Source organism: Undibacterium sp. RuTC16W (assembly GCF_049339445.1).
Lineage (GTDB): Bacteria > Pseudomonadota > Gammaproteobacteria > Burkholderiales > Burkholderiaceae_D > Undibacterium.
On record NZ_JBMPPE010000001.1, the window covers coordinates 283669 to 307470 of the forward strand.

Below are 23802 nucleotides of genomic sequence, written 5' to 3' on the forward strand. Positions count from 1 at the left end.
ATCTGCTGGATAAAGATAAAAAAACGGCACCGGAGACTAGCTGCGGTGCCGTTTTGCTGACGATTATCTCGTCAAACGATGTTACGCGTCACCGTCTGCAACATCGGAAGAGGCAACTTCCGGTGCTGGCGCGAATGCCGCTTTTTCAGCTTGCAACAAGGCTGTGCGTTCATCGGCTTCCCAAGTTTCTTTCAACTTGCGAGCGCGATGGAATGCCAGACCTGTACCAGCCGGTATCAGACGACCCACGATGACGTTTTCTTTCAGACCGCGCAGGGTATCTTTCTTGCCCATGATCGCTGCTTCTGTCAGAACGCGTGTTGTTTCCTGGAAGGACGCTGCCGAGATGAAGGAATCTGTCGACAGAGACGCTTTAGTAATACCCAGCAAAATATTTTCATACGTTGCAGGAATACCGCCAGCAGCAGCCACACGATCATTTTCACCCAACAGATCAGAACGCTCAACCTGTTCACCGACGATGTAATTCGCATCGCCCGGATTAACTACAACAACACGACGCAACATCTGACGCACAATAACTTCAATGTGCTTGTCATTGATCTTAACGCCTTGCAAACGGTACACGTCCTGAACTTCATCAACGATGTAACGTGCCAGTGCTTCGATACCCAGCAAGCGCAGGATGTCTTGTGGATCGGCCGGGCCGTCAACAATCATCTCACCTTTATTCACGACCTGACCGTCATGTACCAGGACTTGTTTGTCTTTGGTGATCAGGAATTCGTGTTTCTCGCCGTCCATGTCGGTGATTTCCAGACGTTGCTTACCTTTGGTTTCTTTACCAAACGCAACGGTACCTGTGACCTCAGCCAGCATACCTGCATCTTTTGGTGAACGTGCTTCGAACAATTCAGCAACGCGTGGCAGACCACCGGTAATATCACGAGTCTTTTGTGATTCGGTCGGGATACGCGCCAATACTTCACCCACGTGAACTTGCTGACCGTCTTTCACGGTAATCAGCGCACCCACCTGGAAGCCAATTGTTACTGCATGCTCAGTGCCAGAGATCTTGACCTCTTCACCTTGCTCGTTCAACAGCTTGACTTGTGGACGCAGTGTTTTACCTGCTGCGCTACCACGACGTTTCGCATCAATCGCCACCAGAGTGGACAAACCTGTTACTTCATCAACCTGTTTAGCAACAGTAACGCCTTCTTCGACGTTTTCAAACTTCACGGTACCTGTGTACTCAGTGATAATCGGGCGTGTCAACGGATCCCAGGTTGCCAACGCAGTACCGGCTTTAATCACCAAACCGTCTTTGACGATCAGGGTTGCACCGTAAGGTACTTTATGACGTTCACGTTCACGGCCATGATCATCCGTGATCAGGACTTCGCCTGAACGGGAAATAACGATCTGGTCGCCTTTACCGTTCGTGACGTAACGCATCGTTGCTGTGAAACGAATCGTACCGTTAGATTTAGCTTCAACAGAAGAAGCGATCGCTGCACGGGATGCTGCACCACCGATGTGGAACGTACGCATTGTCAACTGTGTACCTGGTTCACCAATGGACTGCGCAGCGATAACACCAACTGCCTCACCCGCATTGACCAGAGAACCGCGACCCAGATCACGGCCATAGCACATCGCGCACAAACCGTAGCGTGTGTCGCATGTCAATGGCGTACGAACTTTGACTTCGTCGATACCCAGACGTTCGATTTCTTCGACCGCAGTTTCATCCAGCAAAGTACCGGCATCGTACAGATTCGCTTGTGTTTCAGGGTTGACGATATCATTGGCTGCCACACGACCCAGGATCAGATCACGCAAAGGCACATTCACTTCACCGCCTTCAACAATCGCCTTCATTGACGCACCATTCGCTGTACCGCAATCATCTTCGATGACGACCAGATCTTGTGTAACGTCAACCAGACGACGTGTCAGGTAACCGGAGTTCGCTGTTTTCAAGGCCGTATCGGCCAGACCTTTACGCGCACCGTGAGTGGAAATAAAGTACTGGAGAACGTTCAGACCTTCACGGAAGTTTGCAGTAATCGGTGTTTCGATAATCGAGCCATCCGGTTTCGCCATCAGACCACGCATACCTGCCAACTGACGAATCTGGGCTGCAGAACCACGCGCACCGGAGTCAGCCATCATGTAAATCGCATTGAACGATTCCTGTGTGCCTTTAGTACCATCGCGACGGACAACGTCTTCTACTTTGAGTTGTTCCATCATGGCTTTACCGACTTCATCACCGGTCTTGCCCCAGATATCCACCACCTTGTTGTAACGCTCACCCGCAGTCACCAGACCGGACGCATATTGCTGTTCGATTTGTTTAACTTCGTGTTCTGCATTCGCTACCAGAGTGACTTTTTGCGGCGGTACCAACATGTCATCGATACAGATAGAAATACCTGCACGTGTCGCCAAACGGAAACCTGACTGCATCAGTTGGTCGGCAAATACCACCGTTGCGCGCAGACCGCACTTACGGAAAGACGTATCAATCAGCTTGGAAATTTCTTTCTTTTTCAACGCGCGGTTCAGCACGGTGAAAGGCAAGCCTTTTGGCAGAATCTCGGACAGAATCGCACGACCTACTGTAGTTTCGTAACGTTTGATCGTTTTGACGAACTCACCAGTTTCCAGATCTTTTGGATATTCTGTAATACGAACAGTAATACGGGTAGTCAGTTCGACTTCCTTGTTGTCCCAGGCGCGGATCGCTTCTGAAACATCAGGGAACATCATGCCTTCGCCCTTACCGTTGATTTTTTCACGAGTCGCGTAGTACAGACCCAACACAATATCCTGAGACGGTACGATAGACGGTTCGCCGTTGGACGGGAACAGAATATTGTTCGATGCCAGCATCAGGGTACGCGCTTCCATCTGTGCTTCGATAGACAGAGGAACGTGAACCGCCATTTGATCGCCGTCAAAGTCGGCATTGAATGCGGCGCAGACCAGCGGGTGCAACTGAATCGCTTTACCTTCAATCAAGACCGGCTCAAACGCTTGAATACCTAAGCGATGCAAAGTCGGCGCACGGTTCAGCATGACAGGATGTTCGCGGATGACTTCTTCCAGAATATCCCAGACCACAGGTTCTTGAATCTCAACGAGTTTCTTCGCTGCCTTGATCGTAGTTGCCAGACCCATCAATTCCAGTTTATTGAAAATGAATGGTTTGAACAGTTCCAGCGCCATCAGTTTTGGCAAGCCGCACTGATGGAGTTTCAGCTGTGGACCAACCACGATAACGGAACGGCCAGAGTAATCGACGCGTTTACCCAGCAAGTTTTGACGGAAACGACCGCCCTTACCTTTGATCATTTCTGCCAAAGATTTCAGAGGGCGTTTATTCGCACCTGTCATTGCCTTACCGCGACGGCCATTGTCTAGCAATGAATCGACCGCTTCTTGCAGCATACGTTTTTCGTTACGCGTAATGATTTCCGGAGCGCGCAATTCCATCAGACGCTTCAGACGGTTATTACGGTTGATCACGCGGCGATACAGATCATTCAGATCGGAAGTCGCAAAACGGCCTCCATCCAGCGGAACCAATGGGCGCAGTTCTGGCGGCAGAACCGGCAGCACTTCCATGATCATCCAGTCTGGCTTAATGCCTGAACGCTGGAATGCTTCCAGTACTTTCAGACGTTTTGCGTATTTCTTGATCTTGGCTTCAGATTTGGATTCTTTCAACTCTGTGCGCAGGGTTTCTGCGTCACGGTCGATGTCGATGGAGCGCAACAATTCTCGGATACCTTCAGCACCCATAAACGCGGTGAATTCGTCACCGTGTTCTTCGTATTTTGCAGCGTAATCGTCTTCCGACATGATCTGGCACTTTTTCAGCGGAGTCATGCCTGGATCGGTCACAACGTAGGCTTCAAAATACAACACGCGTTCGATGTCGCGCAAAGTCATGTCCAATACCATACCCAGACGGGATGGCAGGGATTTCAGGAACCAGATATGCGCTGTAGGCGAAGCCAGCTCGATATGGCCCATGCGTTCACGACGCACTTTGGCCAGAGTCACTTCAACACCACATTTTTCGCAGATCACACCACGATGCTTCAGACGCTTGTATTTACCGCAAAGGCATTCGTAATCTTTGATCGGGCCAAAAATTTTGGCGCAGAACAAACCATCACGCTCTGGCTTGAAAGTACGATAGTTGATGGTTTCCGGCTTTTTAACTTCGCCGTAGGACCATGAACGGATTTTTTCTGGTGACGCAAGACCAATTTTGATCGCGTCGAATTGTTCATTTGGCTGAACTTGCTTGAATAAATCGAGCAGGGCTTTCATGTATCACTCCAGTTGGTGTGAAAAATTTGTTACTGAACCAGGCTTGCAAATCAACCACGATCATACCCGTGGTTGATTTTTTCCTACCGCATACTCGCTTATTCGCGTTCCAGATCGATGTCGATACCCAGCGAGCGGATTTCTTTAACGAGAACGTTAAAGGATTCCGGCATGCCTGCATCGATAACATGATCACCCTTGACGAGATTTTCGTACACTTTGGTACGACCATTCACGTCATCGGATTTCACTGTCAACATCTCTTGCAACACATAAGACGCACCGTACGCTTCAAGAGCCCAGACCTCCATCTCACCGAAACGCTGACCACCGAATTGCGCTTTACCGCCAAGTGGTTGCTGTGTAACGAGTGAGTAAGGACCTGTAGAACGCGCATGCATCTTGTCATCAACCAGATGGTGCAATTTCAGAACGTGCATATAACCAACGGTGACACTACGCTCAAACGCTTCGCCAGTGCGGCCATCGTACAGGGTGACCTGATTTTTCGATGGCGTCATGCCGAGTTGTTTGGCGATATGGTCAGGGTAAGCCAGATCCAGCATGCGACGAATTTCGGACTCATGCGCACCGTCAAATACCGGCGTCGCGAAAGGCACGCCATTTTTCAGGTTGGCAGTCAACGCCAGAATATCCGCATCAGACAAGCCATCGATATCTTCTGTCTTGCCGGACTCGTTATAGATCTGCTTCAGGAAACCACGCAGCTCTTCAACTTTGGCTTTTGCTTTCAGCATTTCGCCGATACGCAAACCCAGGCCTTTAGCTGCCCAGCCCAGATGCACTTCCAGAACCTGACCAACGTTCATCCGTGATGGAACACCCAATGGGTTCAGCACGATGTCAGCCGGTGTCCCGTCAGCCATGTAAGGCATATCTTCGATAGGAACGATACGGGAAACCACACCCTTGTTACCGTGACGACCCGCCATTTTGTCACCAGGTTGAAGGCGACGCTTAACAGCTAGGTAAACCTTGACCATTTTTTGTACGCCAGGCGGCAGTTCATCGCCTTGTGTCAGCTTGGTGCGCTTTTCTTCGAAAGCCAGATCGAACTGATGCCGTTTTTCAGCGATGGAATCTTTAATTGCTTCCAATGCTTTAGCCGCATCATCATCTGCCGGACGAATATCAAACCAGTGATATTTATCCAAGTCAGCTAAGTATTCCTTAGTGATCTTGCTACCTTTTGCCAATTTAGCCGGGCCGCCATTAGCGACTTTGCCTATCAACATACGTTCCAGACGCTCAAATGCATCGCCTTCAACAATACGTAACTGATCGTTCAAATCAAGGCGATAGCGTTTCAGCTCATCGTCAATAATTTGTTGAGCACGTTTGTCGCGCTGGATGCCTTCGCGAGTGAACACTTGCACGTCGATAACAGTACCGACCATGCCGGATGGCACGCGCAGGGATGTATCTTTGACGTCAGAAGCTTTTTCACCGAAAATCGCGCGCAGCAATTTTTCTTCTGGTGTCAGTTGAGTTTCGCCTTTTGGCGTCACTTTACCAACCAGGGTATCACCAGCGGTGACTTCGGCACCGATATAGACGATACCGGCTTCATCCAGACGCGCTAATTGATTCTCAGCCAGATTAGAAATATCACGTGTGATTTCCTCTGCACCCAACTTAGTATCACGGGCAACAACCGACAATTCTTCGATATGAATCGAGGTGTAGCGGTCGTCAGCAACAACTTTTTCAGAGATCAGGATCGAATCTTCGAAGTTGTAACCATTCCACGGCATGAACGCAACGAGCATGTTTTGACCCAGCGCCAATTCACCCAGATCGGTGGAAGCGCCGTCAGCCAATACGTCACCCTTCGCAACCATGTCACCAACCTTAACGATAGGACGTTGGTTGATATTGGTATTTTGGTTGGAACGTGTGTACTTGATCAGGTTGTAGATATCGACACCGACTTCACCAGCCTGTGCTTCCGCGTCGTTCACGCGAATCACGATACGACCCGCATCAATGTAATCGACTTTACCGCCACGCAATGCCTGTACGGTTGTACCGGAATCGACTGCAACAGTGCGCTCAATACCAGTACCGACAAATGCTTTCTCTGGACGCAGACAAGGAACTGCCTGACGTTGCATGTTGGCACCCATCAACGCACGGTTCGCATCATCGTGTTCAAGGAAAGGAATCAGCGATGCCGCAACAGAGACTACCTGACCGGTTGCCACGTCCATGTACTGGATACGCTCTGGAGAAACCAGAATCGTCTCGCCAGCTTCACGCGCGGATACCAGTTCATCAACCAGTGTGCCGTTGCCGTCAATTGTTGCATTCGCCTGAGCGATGATGTAACGACCTTCTTCAATCGCGGACAGGTAATCAATTTGCTGAGTGATTTTGCTGTCAACCACTTTACGGTATGGCGTTTCCAGGAAGCCGTATTCGTTCAGACGTGCATACAAGGCCAGCGAGTTAATCAAACCAATGTTTGGTCCCTCTGGTGTCTCAATCGGGCAAACACGGCCATAGTGGGTTGGATGAACGTCACGGACTTCAAAGCCAGCGCGCTCACGTGTCAAACCACCAGGTCCCAGGGCGGAAATACGACGCTTATGCGTGATTTCTGACAATGGGTTGGTCTGATCCATAAACTGGGACAATTGTGAAGAACCGAAGAACTCACGAATCGCAGCAGAGATCGGCTTGGAGTTGATCAGGTCATGCGGCATCAGGTTGTCGGCTTCAGCCTGACCCAGACGCTCTTTGACAGCACGCTCAACACGGACTAGACCAGCACGGAACTGGTTCTCTGCCAATTCACCGACGCAACGCACACGACGATTACCCAAGTGATCGATATCATCGACTTCGCCGCGGCCATTGCGCAACTCAACCAGAATCTTAATCACAGCCAATACGTCTTCGTTCGACAAAGTCATGGCGCCTGTCAGTTCATCACGGCCGATACGGCGGTTGAACTTCATACGGCCGACTGCGGACAAATCGTAACGTTCTTCACTGTAGAACAAGCCATTGAACAGGGCTTCAACAGAATCTTCTGTTGGTGGTTCGCCAGGACGCATCATACGGTAGATCGCGACACGGGCAGCCATCTGGTCTGCGGTGTCATCCGTACGTAAAGTCTGGGAAATGTAAGAACCCTGATCCAGATCATTCGTGTACAGAGTTTGAATCGTGCTGATTTTTGCATCGCGCAGACGACCTAACAACTCTTCGGTCAGCTCATCATTAGCGTTAGCAATCACTTCACCAGTGTCGCCATCAATAATGTTTTTCGCAATAACGCGACCGAGCAGGTAGTCTTCAGGCACAGAAATATGCTTGATTCCTGCAGCATCAATTTCACGTACATGTTTTGCATTGATACGCTTATCTTTAGCAACAATCACCTTGCCAGCTTTGTCCGCGATATCAAAACGCGCAACTTCACCACGCAAACGCTCGGAAACGAATTCCATTTCAGCGCCATCGTTATGCAGGGTGAAATTATCAAACACGAAGAAATTAGCAAGAATCTGCTCATTATTCATGCCAATAGCACGCAACAAAATAGTGACTGGCATCTTGCGACGGCGGTCAATACGGAAGAATAAAATATCTTTTGGATCGAATTCAAAGTCGAGCCAGGAACCACGGTAAGGAATAATCCGTGCTGAGAACAGCAATTTACCGGAAGAATGCGTCTTGCCACGGTCATGTTCAAAGAACACACCCGGGGAACGATGCAACTGAGACACGATAACGCGTTCAGTGCCGTTAATCACGAAAGAACCAGTTGTCGTCATGAGCGGCAATTCGCCCATATAGACTTCTTGCTCTTTCATTTCTTTGACGACAGGTTTGGTTGGAGATTCTTTATCCAGAATCACCAAACGCACCTTGGCACGTAAAGGAGATGCAAAAGTGAGACCACGCTGTTGACATTCCTTGACGTCAAAAGCAGGATCACCTAAAACATAGGATAGAAATTCGAGACGTGCGAACCCGTTATGCGACACGATCGGAAAAATGGACGTGAAGGCTGACTGCAAGCCCTCATTTTTGCGTGCTGACGCTGTTTTGTCGGCTTGCAAAAAGCCCAAATATGACTCGAGCTGGGTCGCCAGCAGGAACGGAACGTTGTGAACGTTAGCGCGTTTCGCAAAAGACTTACGAATGCGCTTCTTCTCAGTAAATGAGTAGTGCATGGACACTCCGTTAGTGACAAGGAAGGATGGAGAATTCAGGATTCCAATGGTAATTCAGCATTACAAAAGAAACCTCAAGTCTCAGCCCTTAACCTCGGGAACTTCAGAACCGGCAAAAAAATATTACCGAAACAACAAAACATGAACGACAAAGAAGCCAAAGAGGAACCTTCTCTTCCGAGAGGATTCCTGTCTTTGACTTAGGCAAATCCTGAGACTTGCCATGATACTGCGAAATTACTTGATGTCAGCTTTCGCGCCAGCATCTTCCAATTTCTTTTTAGCTGCTTCAGCATCAGCTTTTGCAACGGCTTCTTTAACAGCTTTTGGTGCGCCATCAACCAGATCTTTAGCTTCTTTCAAGCCCAGACCAGTGATTTCGCGAACTGCTTTAATAACACCAACTTTGTTTGCGCCAACTTCAGACAGAATGACATTGAATTCTGTTTGCTCTTCAACAGCAGCGGCAGCAGCACCAGCAGCTGGACCAGCGGACATTGCAGCAGCGGAAACGCCGAATTTTTCTTCGAATGCCTTAACCAGGTCGTTCAAGTCCATTACGGACATCGCGCCTACGGCTTCCAGGATATCGTCTTTGCTAATTGCCATTTGAAACTCCAATTTATAAATTACATTAATACGGTATTTGACGAAAAATCTTATTCAGCAACCGCTTCAGTAGCTTCCGCTACTGGCGCTGCAGGTGAATCAGATTCTTTCTTTGCTGCGAGAGCTGCCAGAGCACGTGCGAAGCCAGATACAGGAGCCTGCATCATGCCCAACACTTGCGCCAACAATACTTCACGGCTAGGAATGCTTGCCAATGCGATAACGCCAGCTTTATCCAGCGATTTACCAGCATAGTTACCTGCTTTGACAACCAGCTTGTCATTGCTTTTTGCGAAGTCTTGTACAACTTTAGCAGCAGCAACAGCATCTTCCGAGATCGCATAGATCAACGGGCCAGTCATTTCAGAAGCGAGGCTTGCAAATGCAGTTCCCTCAACGGCACGACGTGCGAGTGTGTTTTTCAACACGCGCATGTACACGCCCTGAGCACGTGCGTTAGCACGTAATTGCGTCAAATGACCGACCTGGATACCACGATATTCAGCTACGACGATAGTCTGTGCAGTTGCAACTTTTGCAGAGACTTCAGCGACGACAGCTTTTTTATCATTCAGATTGAGACTCACGGTCAACCTCCAATTATGATATTCAGTCTTTACATCAGGATGAAGTAAAGCCCTCATATCGTTTCGAACACGGCGTCCGAAGTTAGGAGTTTTACTGGAAGGCCAGTATGTAACTACAAAACTTGATCGGGTACACCATCTGCGTTGGGTACTTGAGAAAATTCTCTTGCGATTTAACTTTATGTTTTAGAACGAATTCGACACATAAAGCCCAACGGTCTTTGACTCTCTGCCCACCCAATTACTTGGTCGGACAGCCCAAAGATTCGCCATACATTTTGCAATGTATGGACTTAATTCTTTATTACGCAGCCAGGTTACCGTGATCTACACGTACACCGGCGCCCATTGTGGACGACAGGGATACTTTACGCAGATACACACCTTTGCTGGAAGCTGGCTTTGCTTTATTCAAAGCTTCAACCAATGCCAGCAAGTTCGCTTTCAAATCCGCGTCAGCAAAAGATTTGCGACCGATTGTCGAGTGAATGATACCGGCTTTATCAGTACGATATTGCACTTGACCAGCTTTTGCGTTTTTAACTGCAGTAGCAACGTCAGGAGTGACGGTACCAACTTTCGGATTCGGCATCAGACCACGTGGGCCCAAGACCTGACCCAACGTACCAACGATACGCATTGTGTCCGGGGATGCGATCACGATATCAAATGGCATGTCGCCAGCTTTGATACGCTCTGCCAAATCTTCCATACCAACGATATCAGCGCCGGCAGCTTTAGCTTCTTCAGCTTTAGCACCTTGCGCGAACACCGCTACGCGAACAGTTTTGCCTGTACCAGCAGGCAATACAACGGAACCACGAACAACCTGGTCAGATTTTTTAGGATCTACGCCGAGTTGTACGGAAACGTCGATGGATTCATTGAATTTCGCAGTAGCGCATTCTTTGATCAAAGCAATCGCGTTATCGAAAGAATATACTTTCAGACGATCCACTTTAGTTTTAAGCAATTTTGCTTTTTTGGATAACTTAGCCATTACAGTCCCTCTACCGTGATACCCATGGAGCGAGCAGAACCAGCGATTGTACGCACTGCTGCGTCCATATCAGCGGCTGTCAAATCAGGACGCTTCAAAGTCGCGATTTCTTCTGCTTGCTTACGTGTCAATTTACCGACTTTATCTGTATGTGGCTTAGCGGATCCTTTTGTGATCGCAGCAGCTTTTTTAATCAGATAAGTTGCTGGAGGTGTCTTCATCACAAATGTGAAAGACTTATCCGCAAACGCAGTGATCACAACAGGAATTGGCATACCTGGCTCAACACCTTGAGTCTGTGCGTTGAACGCTTTGCAGAATTCCATGATGTTCAGACCACGTTGACCCAATGCTGGACCGATAGGTGGAGATGGGTTTGCTTTACCAGCTGGCACTTGCAGCTTGATAAAACCGATGATTTTCTTTGCCATGATGGCTCCTTCATTAATTGAGTAGTAGCGCCCAACAAGACATTACTGCTTTGCTGGGCTCCTCTGTTACTTCATTTCAGTTTAAATACCTTACCTACAACGGCATTACGCACTGAAAAGCGCTAATTCTTTATACTTTTTCGACCTGACCAAACTCAAGTTCAACCGGAGTCGCACGACCGAAAATAGTTACCGTTACACGAACTTTTGATTTTTCGTAATTCACTTCTTCTACATTGCCGTTGAAGTCAGTAAATGGGCCGTCTTTAATGCGTACAACCTCACCTACTTCATACAATACTTTTGGCCTTGGCTTTTCAACACCATCTTGCATCTGCTGCAAAATCTTATCGACTTCATGCTGAGGAATTGGCGACGGCTTGTTAGACTTACCACCGATGAAGCCAGTAACCTTGCTTGTATTTTTTACCAGATGCCAAGTGTCATCCGTCATCTCCATCTCAACGAATACATAACTAGGAAATAAACGACGCTCAGTTACTGCTTTTTTACCATTTTTTACTTCAATGACTTCTTCGGTAGGAACCAGAATCTGACCGAACTTATCTTGCATCTCTGCGCGCTCAATGCGCTCAGTCAATGCGCGCTGTACGCTTTTTTCCATACCAGAGTAGGCATGAACTGCGTACCATCTTTTAGCGCTTTTAGGCACAGAAACCACCGGCTCTGTACCTTCTTGATTTTCCTGAATGTGCTCAGTCATTATTTTTTCCATCCAAGAATTACGTCATACAACAGAAACTCGAGAAACTTATCAGTACCCCAGAGGAAAATAGCCATCACCAACACAAAACCAAACACCACAGCAGTGATCTGACCAGCTTCCTTACGAGTCGGCCAGACTACTTTTTTCGTTTCACGCACAGCTTCTTTAGCGAACAAAACGAAATTGCGACCTGTTTCAGACATCGAGATCAAAGCAACTGCCACCAACAAACCTGCAATCAATGCAGCAGCGCGGATATATGCCGGCTGACTAACAAGAACATAAAAAGCAGCAACACCAGCAACCGCAGCAACTACCGCGAGAATGATTTTGTACTTATCATTCGAAGTGCTGACTGTTTGTACAGATTGGTTAGACATACTTTATTTACTTTCGGCGCCCTGCGGCCTTGATGATGGCAGGGGCGGTAGGAATCGAACCTACAACCTTCGGTTTTGGAGACCGACGCTCTGCCAATTGAGCTACACCCCTACAGCTTAGAACCACTTGATGAATATAGCGACCTTGGCAAGTCGCTATATTTATTTAGAACTAATTACCGCTATTTTTATTACTCAATAATTTTAGCAACGACACCAGCACCAACAGTACGACCACCTTCACGAATCGCGAAACGGAGACCTTCTTCCATCGCGATCGGGTTGATCAGCTTCACTGTGATGGAGACGTTGTCGCCTGGCATGACCATTTCTTTGTCTTTCGGCAACTCGATCGAGCCAGTAACGTCCGTTGTACGGAAGTAGAATTGTGGACGATAGTTGTTGAAGAATGGTGTGTGACGACCACCTTCGTCTTTGGACAAGACGTAGATTTCACCCGTGAAGTGGCTGTGTGGCTTGATGGAACCTGGTTTTGCCAACACTTGACCACGCTGGATGTCTTCACGCTTAGTGCCGCGCAACAACACACCGACGTTGTCGCCTGCTTGACCTTGGTCGAGCAGTTTGCGGAACATTTCTACGCCAGTACAGGTGGTTTTGACGGTGTCTTTGATGCCGATGATTTCGATTTCTTCGCCGACTTTGACGATACCGCGTTCGATACGGCCTGTGACGACTGTACCGCGACCGGAGATGGAGAAGACGTCTTCTACTGGCAACAGAAAGGCGCCGTCAACAGCACGTTCTGGTGTCGGGATGTAGGAGTCCAGTGCATCTGCCAGTTTCATGATGGCTTCTTCGCCCAGTGGTCCTTTGTCGCCTTCGAGGGCGAGCTTTGCGGAACCTTGGATGATTGGCAGGTCGTCGCCTGGGAATTCGTATTTGGACAGTAATTCACGAACTTCCATTTCAACCAGTTCCAGCAATTCAGCGTCATCGACCATGTCGCATTTGTTCAGGAATACGATGATGTATGGAACGCCAACTTGACGTGCCAACAGGATGTGTTCGCGAGTTTGTGGCATTGGGCCGTCTGCTGCGGAGCAGACCAGGATCGCGCCGTCCATCTGCGCCGCACCAGTGATCATGTTTTTCACATAATCAGCATGGCCTGGACAGTCAACGTGGGCGTAGTGACGACCGGCTGTTTCGTATTCTACGTGGGCTGTATTGATGGTAATACCGCGCGCTTTTTCTTCTGGTGCTGCATCGATCTGGTCGTATGCTTTGGCTTCGCCGCCGAATTTCTTGGACAATACTGTCGCAATCGCTGCTGTCAGAGTGGTTTTACCGTGATCAACGTGACCAATTGTGCCTACGTTGACGTGCGGCTTGGTGCGTTCAAACTTACCTTTTGCCATTTTAGACTCCTAACGATTTTGATGAGAATGTACAGGCACGCGCCCGACAACTTTTAGATTTGAAAACTTTGAAAACACCTGCGTACATGGTGCCCTTGACGTGGATTGAACACGTGGCCTCTCCCTTACCAAGGGAGTGCTCTACCACTGAGCTACAAGGGCAGCTTGTTTTGTGCACAAACTCTTGCACAAACATAAAACTGGAGCGGGTGAAGGGAATCGAACCCTCGTCATAAGCTTGGAAGGCTTCAGCTCTACCATTGAGCTACACCCGCAGGGGCTACCACTTCAGCCGCATCAATCACGCACACGATTAAGCAATTCTTTTCCTATGGTGGAGGGGGCTGGATTCGAACCAGCGTACTCAGAGAGAACAGATTTACAGTCTGTCGCCTTTAACCACTCGGCCACCCCTCCGTAGGGAACCCCGAATTATGGAGATGTTCGATTTCACTGTCAATACCTTTTTACGAAAAGACGTGAAATTTCGCAGTGAATCGAATCAAAAATGACAATCCCCTTGCTGTCTCAATACGGCAACAAGTCGACAAATTATTGATTTAAAAGAATTATTTCTTAATTTTTGAATGTAGCAGATTAATTTCTAATCATATTGAAGGACTGGTTATGTAAATGTTGGCTGCATATTAGTTGCGTGCATGAGCAAGATGATAATACTCAACGCCCTCGAATTTCGTGAGTTCCTGCGACAATACACTTAAGGGCACGCCAAGTTTGCGGCTGAGCGCGACTGCCACAAAACGCCATTCGGTTTTTTGTTCCTGGCAAGAAATCATGATGGTACCTGTCGCAATCTCATAACCGCGCTTAATGGCAATCGCGCGCAAGGTATTTTCATCGGGCACAAATCCATCCTTAAAGCGCATCGTGATCGCAATCGCCGGGCGGGACGGCAATAGCAATTCAAGCTTCGACACCCAGATCATGCAAGCGGCGGACAATAAGGCAAGCAGAATAGCTGCAGCATAGAAGCCAATGCCAACCAATATCCCAATCGCAGATGACGCCCACAAAGACGCTGCAGTTGTCAGTCCACTGATACTGAAGCCTTCCTTCATAATGACGCCAGCGCCTAAAAAACCGATGCCGGTAACGATACCTTGAATCGTTCGGGAAGGATCCAGATTAACCGGGTATTGCGAACGGGCACCGAACCAGAACTCAGGATAACCGGCAATCACGACTAAAGCGGCGGACGCCATGCACACCAAACCATACGTTCGCATACCCGCAGCACGTCCGTGATAATAGCGCTCGTAGCCAACTACAAATCCTAACAACATTGCCCCTGCCAAATTCAAAAAAATGATGAAGTTGGCATCCAGCTCTGCCGCTGACCAGTAATTCATTAAATTGGCCAAGTTGATCGTCATGATGATCCCGTGCTTGTTATTGACGAATTCAGTTTACTCCGAAGCAGGTAAAGTCTTGTTATTTGATATATATCATTTACTCAAATCGATGCGATAAACCGACAAATTTTTCCCACTTCCGTCATCCTCCGAAAAAATACTCAGGTTGATCAAGCCAAGTTGCCGCGCCAGATCCAGTTTATTTTTTGCACTGATATAGGTAAGAGGACCGGCAGTCCGAACTTTGCTGAAATGCCAGCTCCGCTCCATGCCGTTTGCTTTAAGGCTGAGTAGCGGATGCGTTTTTATGTAATGGATTAACACATCCCGACTGGCATCGGGTGAGGCGTAAATTACTTTAGTACTATCAATTCCCGGAAAGCCTCCGCCGCCACTAGCCCGGTAACTATTCGTCGCCACGATAAATTCCTGCGCCGGAGAAACCGGCTTACCCAAATATTCCAGATGACGGATACGCTGCCCAAGCGCTTGCGTCACATCAATCTCATACCGGATATCCGGAGAACTCAGCATATCGAAGTGATAGCCAGGCCACGGAGCAATCAGATTTTGTGTCGCGGTCTGCTCAGGATCAATTTGGTTGAAGCGCCGGGCAGCATGTTCCAGCCAGTTTTTTAATTCTTCGCCATTCACTTTAAGCGCGCTCACGGTATTCGGGTACAAATACAAATCCGCCGCATGGTTCAGAGCAAGCTCACCTGCCGTAATATCGGTGTAATCTGTCGCACCTGCCACGCCACTTTTAAACGGTGCGCTCATCGATAACACGGGTAAATCCCTGTATTGCGGCAAATTCGTTTTGATAAATGAACGAACATATTCTGTCTGTGCCTGATTCACAATCTGAAGCGCAGACACATCGCCGAGATCTGCGAAATAAGTCGACATCCGAAAATCTGTTTGCCCTATCGGCGTTTTCACATACGCGATAGTCGCCTCGTGCTCAGACCGCACCATGAGCGCTATGTCCGGCTCGGCAGTGACGTAGGATCCGTCAGGCTTTTTAATTCCTCGTGTCTGCACTGTAGTTTGCTGCGGATCGACTTGCCAGTGCTGCCCGTCAAATCTCAAGCCAAGCTTGATCAGACCTAAATTCTGTCCCCAAAAACTCGCCATCACCGCAGGCACGCCATGCACCCAGCCGCTGACTTTATCAACACCAGGCAAATTAAATTGCACGGCCTGACTCTTCGCATCAGGAAAAAGCTGATGCGCATGTCCCAGCAGCAAAGCATCAATTCCCGGCACTTTAGCAAGATGGTAATTCGCATTTTCCATGTCTGCTGAGTAAGCTGCCCCATCAAAGCTGCCATGAGAAATGACAATCACCAGATCCGCACCACGTGCACGCATCTCGGGAATATATTTCTCAGCCTGCTCCCGGATACCAAGGCCAACTACCTGACCGTCCAGCCAGCGCTTATCCCATTGCAGCACAGACGGCGGCGTGAATCCGATAACACCGACTTTGAGATGACTTTTAAAAGTCACGCCATCAGCGCTGGTTGCCTGTATCTCTTTTTCTAAAATCACATAAGGCGGAAAAATCGGCATGTGATCTTTGACGCTCAGAATATTCGCCAGCACAAGAGGAAATTGTGGCCCGGCACAACGCTCCTGCTGCTTATCTGGCAAGGCAGGCAGGTTGAACTGCTGCCCGGTCACCTGCGCCAACACAGGCAGACCGAAGTTGAATTCATGATTACCTAGTCCGGCGGCGTCATAGCCCAGAGCATTCATGACTTTATAAATCGCCAAAGTTTCTCGACATGTCAAAGGCTGTGCCGATAGCTGAAAATCTGCCAGGGCAGTACCCTGAATCGCATCACCATTATCAAATAGCATAGTATTGGCAAACTCCGCTCTAGCTTGCCGTATCAGGTTCGCGGTACGTTCCAAACCGATGCCTGGATTGGCTGCGAGTTTGTAGTAATCATAACTAAGTACATTCGCGTGTAAATCGGTGGTCTCCAGCAACACCAGCTCGGCAGCACTTCCCTTGCCCGCACTGCCTGCAAATGAGCTACAGGCAGAAACAAGCGATAACACGCTCAATAACGCGATGGAATAAACAGATTTCATAAAATTGGATTACAAAAAAGAATGCAGAAGATCATACAGGACAGTTGTGAGTTAACAATCAGACCGGCAGATGCGTTAGCATGCATTCATCCATCGACCAGACAGTCTGGTCTTGTCATTGATTTTTAACCTACCCATGACACCTAAATCGATTTTACTCATCTGCGCCCACCCAGCCTTACACCGCTCGCGCGTCAACCGCCGCATGCTGTCCGCCGTCAGCGATCTGCCGCATGTTCACGTACATGATTTGTATGAGACCTATCCAGACTTTCATATCAATTTACGACATGAACAAGCCCTGCTTGAGGCCGCAGATCTGGTGATCTTTCAGCATCCTATCCAGTGGTACAGCATGCCCGCGTTATTAAAAGAATGGATGGATGTCGTATTGGAATACGGCTGGGCCTACGGCAAAGACGGTAAGGCGTTGCAGGGAAAAGACTACTGGCTCGCGGCTACCACCGGAGGCGGCTTGAATGACTACAGTAGTGAGGGAACGCATCGCCACGCGTTTGATGCATTCTTGCCGCCGCTGGAGCAAACCGCTAATTTATGCGGGATGAACTGGCTTCCGCCATTCATGCTGTTCGGCGCCCTGCAAGTTGATGAGGCGAGTGTCCAGACGCACTGCCAACGTTATCGTGATCTGCTGCAAAGCTATCCAGACTGGACGGCATCGACATCGACATTAGCGTCACCACCGCCATCAACACCAATGCCAGAAATAAAGGAATCGTGATGGAAAATAATTTATTGTTCAACGCCCTGATCTATTTGCTGGCGGCAGTCATTGCCGTACCGGTAGCAAAACGTCTGGGACTGGGCGCCGTACTCGGTTATTTGCTGGCGGGCATGGCAATCGGCCCATGGGGGTTACGACTGATTGAAGATGTACAAGTGATCCTGCACTTCTCAGAATTCGGCGTGGTATTACTACTGTTCGTGATCGGACTTGAGCTTGAGCCAAAACGTCTCTGGTCGATGCGACGCCCTATTTTTGGCTGGGGAGGCGCGCAGGTCATCGGCTGCACCATCGCATTAAGCCTGGCTGGTATCGCACTGGGTGTCGGCTGGAAAACATCGCTGATCGCCGCACTGGGTTTATCACTGTCCTCTACCGCAATTGCTCTGGCAACCTTGGATGAGCGCAACCTGATGGCGACGCCGGCCGGTAGCGCAAGTTTTTCGATTCTGCTATTTCAAGATATTGCGGCCATTCCTATGATTGCCTTAATTCCCTTGCTGGGCGTAGCAGAGACTCAGGGGGAAACGGAGGGTTGGCTGGCCGGCCTCAAAGTCATCGGCGTGATTGCCGCATTGATTGTAGGTGGTCGTTACCTGATACGTCCGATATTACGCATCATTGCTAAAACCGAAATGCGCGAGATCTTTACTGCGTTCGCCTTATTGCTGGTCATTTCGATTGCACTACTCATGGAATCCGTCAATATGTCCATGGCGCTAGGCACATTTCTAGCGGGCGTCTTGCTCGCCGAATCCGAATATCGCCATGCGCTGGAGAGCGATCTGGAACCGTTTAAAGGATTACTGCTTGGCTTATTCTTTATCGCTGTCGGCATGTCGGTGGATTTCGGTTTATTCCTGACAAAGCCTCTGCAAATCATCGGTATCGTCCTGCTGTTTTTGCTGATCAAAATGAGCGTGCTGTACTTTCTCAGCCGTCGTTTCTCGATACCGAAAGCGCAACGCTCCCTATTTACATTTTTACTTGCACAGGGCGGTGAATTTGCCTTTGTGGTGTTCGCTACGGCGACCAGTGCCAAAGTTTTTTCTGCCGAGACCTCCGCATTGCTGGTCGTGGTGGTCGCCTTATCGATGGTCGCAACACCGCTCCTGCTGGTGATATACGATCAATGGCTGGAGCCGCGCTTGCGCAATCTGGAAAAACCGCCCGAGGATGAAATCACGTCACAGGACAACCCCGTGATTATTGCGGGCTTCGGCCGCTTCGGTCAGATTGTAGGCCGCTTGCTCTACGCGAATCGCATACGCTCTACCGTGCTGGATCACGACCCGGACCAGATCGAGTTATTGCGTAAATTTGGTTTTAAAATTTTTTACGGTGATGCTACCCGTGCTGACTTGCTGCATGCAGCAGGTGCGGGCAAAGCAAAAATTCTGGTGATCGCGATTGACGATGTCGAAGATAGTCTCGCGCTGGTCGACATCGCCAAAGAACATTTCCCTCACCTGACCATCGTGGCACGCGCCCGCAATATCAGTCACTGTTACCAGTTAATGGATAGAGGCGTGAGTATTTTTGAGCGGGAAACATTTGAATCTTCTCTGCAAATTGGCCGCCAGGTATTGCAACAACTGGGCTTCCGAGCTTATCAGGCGCGCCTGACTGCCTTGCGCTTTCGTGAACACAATGTCAAGACCATGCATGCCGTGTATCCTCATTACAAAGACCAGCAGCAAATGGTGTCACTGGCCAAACAGGCAAGAGATGAACTCGAAGAGATGTTTGCCAGAGATCGCGAAGCACGCGAAGTCGCGCATAAAAATGGCTGGGACGCATCTTAGCAATAGTCACTGGCATGCATGAGGTATAATCTACTACTTATTTCACTGGGGAGTAGCCCGCTTCAATCATCGGCAAGCTTAACGATATTGAAGTAAACGCATTAACATACTTGACAGCCGTCATGGTGCGTTTGACTGAAGGTTTGAAGATTTTTTTCAACACCAGTCCGGCAAGACCTTTGATATATGCAGCTTTTTGACCAGGGATAGGGCGAGAGGTGCATTTATCATTGCTCAACTCGCCCGATCCGCCTATCTCATGGAAGCTTTCCTCGTCTCTGCCTTAGCCATCACTATCGGTGAAATTGGCGATAAAACGCAATTACTCGCGCTGCTGCTCGCCGCCCGCTATAAAAAACCTTTACCGATTATTCTGGGGATCCTGGTCGCCACGCTTGCTAATCACGCGCTGGCTGCCTGGCTGGGGCAATGGGTCGCATCCCATGTGTCGCCAGATATTTTGAAGTGGGCACTAGGTTTGTCGTTTCTGGCGATTGCCGCCTGGACCCTGAAACCGGACGAAATGGAAGAAAGCACACTCAGCGAGAGTCGTTACGGCGTGTTCCTGTTGACCTGTGTTACATTTTTTCTGGCTGAAATCGGCGACAAAACCCAGCTTGCAACCGTCGCCCTGGCAGCCAAATACAGTAGCCTGGTTTGGGTTGTCGCAGGCAGCACACTGGGCATGCTGATTGCCGATGTGCCCGCAGTGTTTCTTGGTAAGATCGCTGCACCAAATTTTCCCTTCAAGCTGGTGCGCTGGATAGCCGCCACGATCTTCGCCATACTCGGCATCATCGTCTTGCTTGGTCTGGGTAATCGCTTTTTTTAATAAAGAATTCTATGACATCATTTACCTTACCTGCCGGCACTCTGGTGAAATACGGCAGCATCTCCACCAGCCTCTACCCCATATTGAGAAACGGCATTCATGCCGATACCCTACGCACCGGTCTGCATGCTGACACGGATAAAAACAGTGTCGCCAATGGTATTTATGTCGGTGAGCTGATGGCTTACTTTGCCGCCTGTGCCGCATTCTGTCAGGCAACCAGCAGTCTTCATGCAGCACATGAGGCAACGCTGGGGAATTTTGTCCAGGCACTGCAAGACGCGCACGGACAAAAACCACATATGCCGGAGCTGGAAGAAATTGCCTTGCAGGCAGGCTTGCCCGTGATCCTGGAAATCGAACTCGCAGAGGACTGTGCAGTGCATGCCGATGAGTTATTTGTCGATGCAGACAAAGCCGAAAGAAGTTGGAAACAATGGCGCAGCGTAGCGATCGTGCGGGAAGGTGGTATCCCCGCTGGCTGGATCAAGCAATTTTATTTCCCACGCTTACTCGACTACAAAGATGTCAGCAGCTCGCGCAATCCGCGCATGCTGGAGCAAACCACGGACAGCGCCCTGATGGTCGGCGGCCTGATGCAGTCGTGGCACAAGGATACGCCGGGAGATTTGTTGCTCGCCTTTAAAAAGCAATATGGCCACACGAATTTCTCTCAAAGCAGTGCCTTTACCGATACCGCGCTGGAGCGCTTCTTTAACCTGAACGCGATGCTGGATCCGGCGACACGCTTATTGAATCAGATGAGTATCTGGCAGGATCTGGATGCGCTGGCGAAGAAACAGGAAATCCCGTTGGGATAAATAGTTCGAGGGAAAGTCACCCCCGGGATCTTTGGCAATCAACGCTATCAGTCCCGGTGACCAATGCATCAGGTACCGGGGCTGCGCTTTACAAAAAACAAAGCCGCGCCGATCGCCATCAAGACACCACCGAAAAAGCGATTCTGCTTTTTTAATAAACGCGGGTCACGGAAAAATCGTTGCATCGATGATGCGGCAAATGCATAGCTGTGCATCACGACCAGATCAACCATGCACATCGTCACACCGAGTATCAGAAGCTGTGGCAACAACGGCGCATCGTGGCTGATAAATTGTGGCAGCACGGCGACCATAAAAATAATCCCTTTCGGGTTCGTCGCATTAGTAAAAAATCCAATCAAAAACCGTTTGCGCCAATCAGGTATTACCTGGCTCGCCGCCACGATATTGTCAGCCGCTATGTTATCAGCCGCGATGTTGTTAGTCTCCCCGTCGCTACCAGCCGCATCAACCTTGGCGCGCCACTGACTGACACCGAGATAAATTAAATACAAAGCGCCCACGGTTTTGATGACATTAAACGCCAGCTCGGAAGCCATGAGTATAGAACCCACGCCAGCACCGGCAATAGCAAATATCAGCAACAATCCAGCCTGCAAACCCATAATGGTGGCACTGGATTTTTTGACGCCGTATGACAATCCGTGCGACATGGACAGAACAGCACCAGAGCCGGGAGAAATCGCGATCAGACAAGCCGCGAAGAAGAAAGTAAGCCAGGTAGTCAACAACATAATGCATCCCAAAGTCAATCAGACCCTCATTTTAACTGGCCGCCGGCATTCGCGTTGATTCATGCTGTTTAACATTGATCAATGCTGGTTAGTGCTGACTTGCGCTGAGTGGTGCCAACCGAAAACCACACTGATGATTACAGAGCAAAACTAAGGGCGCATCATCGCGGCCAGTAATTGACTCTTCAGGGTTTTGATTAATGCGGTTTCGTCAGGTGGTACGCCTTCTTCCGCGGCGACGGCGCGGTCAGCGTAAAAGAATCCCAGCGGCTTTTTTTGAATCACCAGCGGCAGCACAATAAAGCTGCGCGTATCAGGCAAGAGCTGGTGGTGCCAGGCGGGTAGCAGTTTTTGTATCTTCGGTACGGTCGCATCTGAAATCATCAGATCAACGTTATTGCTCATCGCCAGATGAAAAACATCTTGTTCACTCTTCATCGGAAACACAAAGCCTCGCTGTCGCTCAGCATAGGATTCGCCGACCGACACCCGCGCAACATAGCGCGAGGTTTGTAGCTCACGCAGGCAAGCCGTGGCAAAACGAAAACCCATACTGCTATACAAGGTCTCCAGCACCAGCAAAATCATATCGTTCAACTTGATCTGATCCGACGCCAGCATCTGCGTGACGTCCTGCACGCCCGCCAGCAAGAGATCGCGCGCATTATGCGGCTTGCCGCTGGCATAGCGCTCAGCTTGTTGCATCTGTTCAGAGTCATAGGTCTTCAACAGAAATTCGCTAGGAACTCCCTCGTCATCCGCGGCAGCATCGCCCGCCTGTCCTTCGGCAGGCAGGGCTATGTCCATGCTCTCGGCGAGCTGCCGGGTTTCCTGCACGACTTTACTTAACAGTTCGTCGAGCTTGTGCTGATCAAGCTCCAGTACTTTCCCGAACTTCAGTAACAGAGGCTTACAACGTGCGCTTAGATTGTCGCTACCGGTCGTCAGTACCAGTCCTGCCACTTCGTCGCTGAAGCTGGCGACCTGTTTTAACCACTCGTTGCGGTGCGTCGCTTTTTTTTGCTCGCCCATCGGCAACGGACCGAGCGACTGAATAATCGATTCAGGGATTTTCCATTCCTGCAGCGCCAAACCACCCAACCTGTCGTAGCTGCATCCCATCAACAAGTTTGCTGCATTCCCGGCATCGGCATGACCGCTAAGCAGCATGGCCTCAATACGTCCGAAAAGGACATGATCGAACGAGGCGACCAACAGGCGTCCGATATTTTTGAACAAGGCCGCAACTGCCGCCTCTTCTGCGTCCTGATACCTGCCACGGTGCGCCATTTCACGCCCGATAATACTTGAGCACAAGGCATGCATGAGTTCCTTGCGCACACTTTGTGCCTGGCTTTTATCCTTAAAACAATCAACCAGCAACATTGCCAGCGCACTGGTTTTGACAGTATTAAAACCCAGCAAAAAAATCGCTCTGGAGATGGTCGTAACCGGTACGCCAGCAGCCGTACGGTAATGAATAGTATTGGAGAGCCGCAGAATTTTCTGGGTCAGAGAAACATCGGCCAAAACAAAATGCGCGAGCTTGGAAACCGAATCTTCACCGCTGGAAGTAATCTCAACCACTTTGGTAACCGCAGCACCCAGCGTCGGCAATGCCATGTCCTCGCTGATTTTTCGCATCAGCCGGTCACGCGGCGACTCGGGCGTATGCTGACCTAAATAAACTGAAGTGTCATTAGACATGAATATATTCGCTGGCGAACCCTGCTGGC

The 23802-nt window shown here is 49.4% G+C and carries 17 protein-coding genes, 4 tRNA genes and 1 riboswitch; of the genes, 4 read left to right on the top strand and 17 right to left on the bottom strand.

The genetic code is table 11. The features are described from left to right. Nucleotides 1–81: 81 nt before the first annotated feature. The 15 genes from rpoC to ACO0K4_RS01425 all read right to left on the bottom strand — a co-directional run bounded on the left by rpoC (nt 82) and on the right by ACO0K4_RS01425 (nt 17108). Nucleotides 82–4311: a DNA-directed RNA polymerase subunit beta' gene (gene rpoC, locus ACO0K4_RS01355; RefSeq protein WP_422954804.1), complete on the bottom strand. Its 4230-nt coding sequence runs from the start codon at nt 4309–4311 to the stop codon at nt 82–84. Between the two features lie 98 nt (nt 4312–4409). After that, nucleotides 4410–8516, bottom strand: a complete 4107-nt coding sequence (gene rpoB / locus ACO0K4_RS01360) for a DNA-directed RNA polymerase subunit beta (protein WP_422954805.1) — start codon at nt 8514–8516, stop codon at nt 4410–4412. 237 nt (nt 8517–8753) lie between these two features. Next, complete coding sequence (rplL, locus tag ACO0K4_RS01365) at nt 8754–9125, bottom strand: 50S ribosomal protein L7/L12 (protein WP_262838747.1); 372 nt, start codon at nt 9123–9125, stop codon at nt 8754–8756. Between the two features lie 50 nt (nt 9126–9175). Further along, nucleotides 9176–9712, bottom strand: coding sequence for a 50S ribosomal protein L10 (gene rplJ, locus ACO0K4_RS01370; RefSeq protein WP_422954806.1), 537 nt, complete (start codon nt 9710–9712; stop codon nt 9176–9178). A gap of 304 nt (nt 9713–10016) precedes the next feature. Then, complete coding sequence (gene rplA / locus ACO0K4_RS01375; protein WP_422954807.1) at nt 10017–10712, bottom strand: 50S ribosomal protein L1; 696 nt, start codon at nt 10710–10712, stop codon at nt 10017–10019. Then, entirely contained in the window at nt 10712–11143 is a 432-nt protein-coding gene (gene rplK, locus ACO0K4_RS01380; RefSeq protein WP_262838750.1) for a 50S ribosomal protein L11, read from the bottom strand. Before rplK ends, rplA begins: the two co-directional genes overlap by 1 nt. Nucleotides 11144–11273: 130 nt before the next feature. After that, a complete protein-coding gene (gene nusG, locus ACO0K4_RS01385) occupies nt 11274–11867 on the bottom strand; it encodes a transcription termination/antitermination protein NusG (protein WP_422955413.1) in 594 nt (197 codons plus the stop codon). Further along, nucleotides 11867–12250, bottom strand: a complete 384-nt coding sequence (secE, locus tag ACO0K4_RS01390; protein WP_422954808.1) for a preprotein translocase subunit SecE — start codon at nt 12248–12250, stop codon at nt 11867–11869. The genes nusG and secE overlap by 1 nt, the downstream gene beginning before the upstream one ends. Nucleotides 12251–12286: 36 nt before the next feature. Further along, nucleotides 12287–12362, bottom strand: a tRNA-Trp gene (locus ACO0K4_RS01395). A 79-nt stretch (nt 12363–12441) separates the two neighbouring features. After that, nucleotides 12442–13632 (bottom strand): elongation factor Tu, encoded by a 1191-nt coding sequence (gene tuf, locus ACO0K4_RS01400; protein WP_422954727.1) that lies wholly within the window; start codon nt 13630–13632, stop codon nt 12442–12444. 87 nt (nt 13633–13719) lie between these two features. Continuing rightward, a tRNA-Thr gene (locus tag ACO0K4_RS01405) sits at nt 13720–13794 on the bottom strand. A gap of 39 nt (nt 13795–13833) precedes the next feature. Continuing rightward, nucleotides 13834–13907 (bottom strand) — tRNA-Gly (locus tag ACO0K4_RS01410). 57 nt (nt 13908–13964) lie between these two features. Further along, a tRNA-Tyr gene (locus tag ACO0K4_RS01415) sits at nt 13965–14049 on the bottom strand. Between the two features lie 230 nt (nt 14050–14279). Further along, nucleotides 14280–15026 carry an MgtC/SapB family protein gene (locus ACO0K4_RS01420; protein WP_422954809.1) on the bottom strand — a complete coding sequence of 249 codons (747 nt, stop codon included), beginning with the start codon at nt 15024–15026 and terminating at the stop codon, nt 14280–14282. A gap of 72 nt (nt 15027–15098) precedes the next feature. Then, the gene (locus tag ACO0K4_RS01425; protein ID WP_422954810.1) at nt 15099–17108 is read right to left on the bottom strand and encodes a bifunctional 2',3'-cyclic-nucleotide 2'-phosphodiesterase/3'-nucleotidase; all 2010 of its coding nucleotides are present in this window, start codon (nt 17106–17108) and stop codon (nt 15099–15101) included. Nucleotides 17109–17244: 136 nt separating this feature from the next. Between ACO0K4_RS01425 and ACO0K4_RS01430 the strand changes: the two genes are divergently transcribed. The 4 genes from ACO0K4_RS01430 (at nt 17245) to ACO0K4_RS01445 (ending at nt 21311) form a co-directional block, all read left to right on the top strand. Next, nucleotides 17245–17850, top strand: a complete 606-nt coding sequence (locus ACO0K4_RS01430) for an NAD(P)H-dependent oxidoreductase (RefSeq protein ID WP_422954811.1) — start codon at nt 17245–17247, stop codon at nt 17848–17850. Beyond that, a complete protein-coding gene (gene kefC, locus ACO0K4_RS01435; protein WP_422954812.1) occupies nt 17850–19658 on the top strand; it encodes a glutathione-regulated potassium-efflux system protein KefC in 1809 nt (602 codons plus the stop codon). The genes ACO0K4_RS01430 and kefC overlap by 1 nt, the downstream gene beginning before the upstream one ends. Nucleotides 19659–19693: 35 nt before the next feature. Then, nucleotides 19694–19839: riboswitch (yybP-ykoY riboswitch) on the top strand. Between the two features lie 78 nt (nt 19840–19917). After that, entirely contained in the window at nt 19918–20490 is a 573-nt protein-coding gene (locus ACO0K4_RS01440) for a TMEM165/GDT1 family protein (protein WP_422954813.1), read from the top strand. Between the two features lie 11 nt (nt 20491–20501). Next, on the top strand, nt 20502–21311 hold the full coding sequence (locus ACO0K4_RS01445; RefSeq protein ID WP_422954814.1) for a hypothetical protein: 810 nt from the start codon (nt 20502–20504) through the stop codon (nt 21309–21311). Between the two features lie 68 nt (nt 21312–21379). Here ACO0K4_RS01445 and ACO0K4_RS01450 read toward each other — a convergent pair whose 3' ends face one another. After that, nucleotides 21380–22066, bottom strand: coding sequence for a LysE family transporter (locus ACO0K4_RS01450; RefSeq protein WP_422954815.1), 687 nt, complete (start codon nt 22064–22066; stop codon nt 21380–21382). A 150-nt stretch (nt 22067–22216) separates the two neighbouring features. Next, entirely contained in the window at nt 22217–23773 is a 1557-nt protein-coding gene (locus tag ACO0K4_RS01455) for an HDOD domain-containing protein (protein WP_422954816.1), read from the bottom strand. Nucleotides 23774–23802 lie beyond the last annotated feature (29 nt).

Excerpts from the sequence above, each read along its gene's own strand:
- ACO0K4_RS01420 (WP_422954809.1), bottom strand. The coding sequence starts at position 15,026 with ATGACGATCAACTTGGCCAATTTAATGAATTACTGGTCAGCGGCAGAG.
- ACO0K4_RS01455 (WP_422954816.1), bottom strand. The coding sequence starts at position 23,773 with ATGTCTAATGACACTTCAGTTTATTTAGGTCAGCATACGCCCGAGTCG.
- ACO0K4_RS01430 (WP_422954811.1), top strand. The coding sequence starts at position 17,245 with ATGACACCTAAATCGATTTTACTCATCTGCGCCCACCCAGCCTTACAC.
- rplL (WP_262838747.1), bottom strand. The coding sequence starts at position 9,125 with ATGGCAATTAGCAAAGACGATATCCTGGAAGCCGTAGGCGCGATGTCC.
- rpoB (WP_422954805.1), bottom strand. The coding sequence starts at position 8,516 with ATGCACTACTCATTTACTGAGAAGAAGCGCATTCGTAAGTCTTTTGCG.
- ACO0K4_RS01425 (WP_422954810.1), bottom strand. The coding sequence starts at position 17,108 with ATGAAATCTGTTTATTCCATCGCGTTATTGAGCGTGTTATCGCTTGTT.
- rplK (WP_262838750.1), bottom strand. The coding sequence starts at position 11,143 with ATGGCAAAGAAAATCATCGGTTTTATCAAGCTGCAAGTGCCAGCTGGT.
- nusG (WP_422955413.1), bottom strand. The coding sequence starts at position 11,867 with ATGACTGAGCACATTCAGGAAAATCAAGAAGGTACAGAGCCGGTGGTT.
- tuf (WP_422954727.1), bottom strand. The coding sequence starts at position 13,632 with ATGGCAAAAGGTAAGTTTGAACGCACCAAGCCGCACGTCAACGTAGGC.
- kefC (WP_422954812.1), top strand. The coding sequence starts at position 17,850 with ATGGAAAATAATTTATTGTTCAACGCCCTGATCTATTTGCTGGCGGCA.
- secE (WP_422954808.1), bottom strand. The coding sequence starts at position 12,250 with ATGTCTAACCAATCTGTACAAACAGTCAGCACTTCGAATGATAAGTAC.
- rpoC (WP_422954804.1), bottom strand. The coding sequence starts at position 4,311 with ATGAAAGCCCTGCTCGATTTATTCAAGCAAGTTCAGCCAAATGAACAA.
- rplA (WP_422954807.1), bottom strand. The coding sequence starts at position 10,712 with ATGGCTAAGTTATCCAAAAAAGCAAAATTGCTTAAAACTAAAGTGGAT.
- ACO0K4_RS01445 (WP_422954814.1), top strand. The coding sequence starts at position 20,502 with ATGACATCATTTACCTTACCTGCCGGCACTCTGGTGAAATACGGCAGC.
- ACO0K4_RS01440 (WP_422954813.1), top strand. The coding sequence starts at position 19,918 with ATGGAAGCTTTCCTCGTCTCTGCCTTAGCCATCACTATCGGTGAAATT.
- ACO0K4_RS01450 (WP_422954815.1), bottom strand. The coding sequence starts at position 22,066 with ATGTTGTTGACTACCTGGCTTACTTTCTTCTTCGCGGCTTGTCTGATC.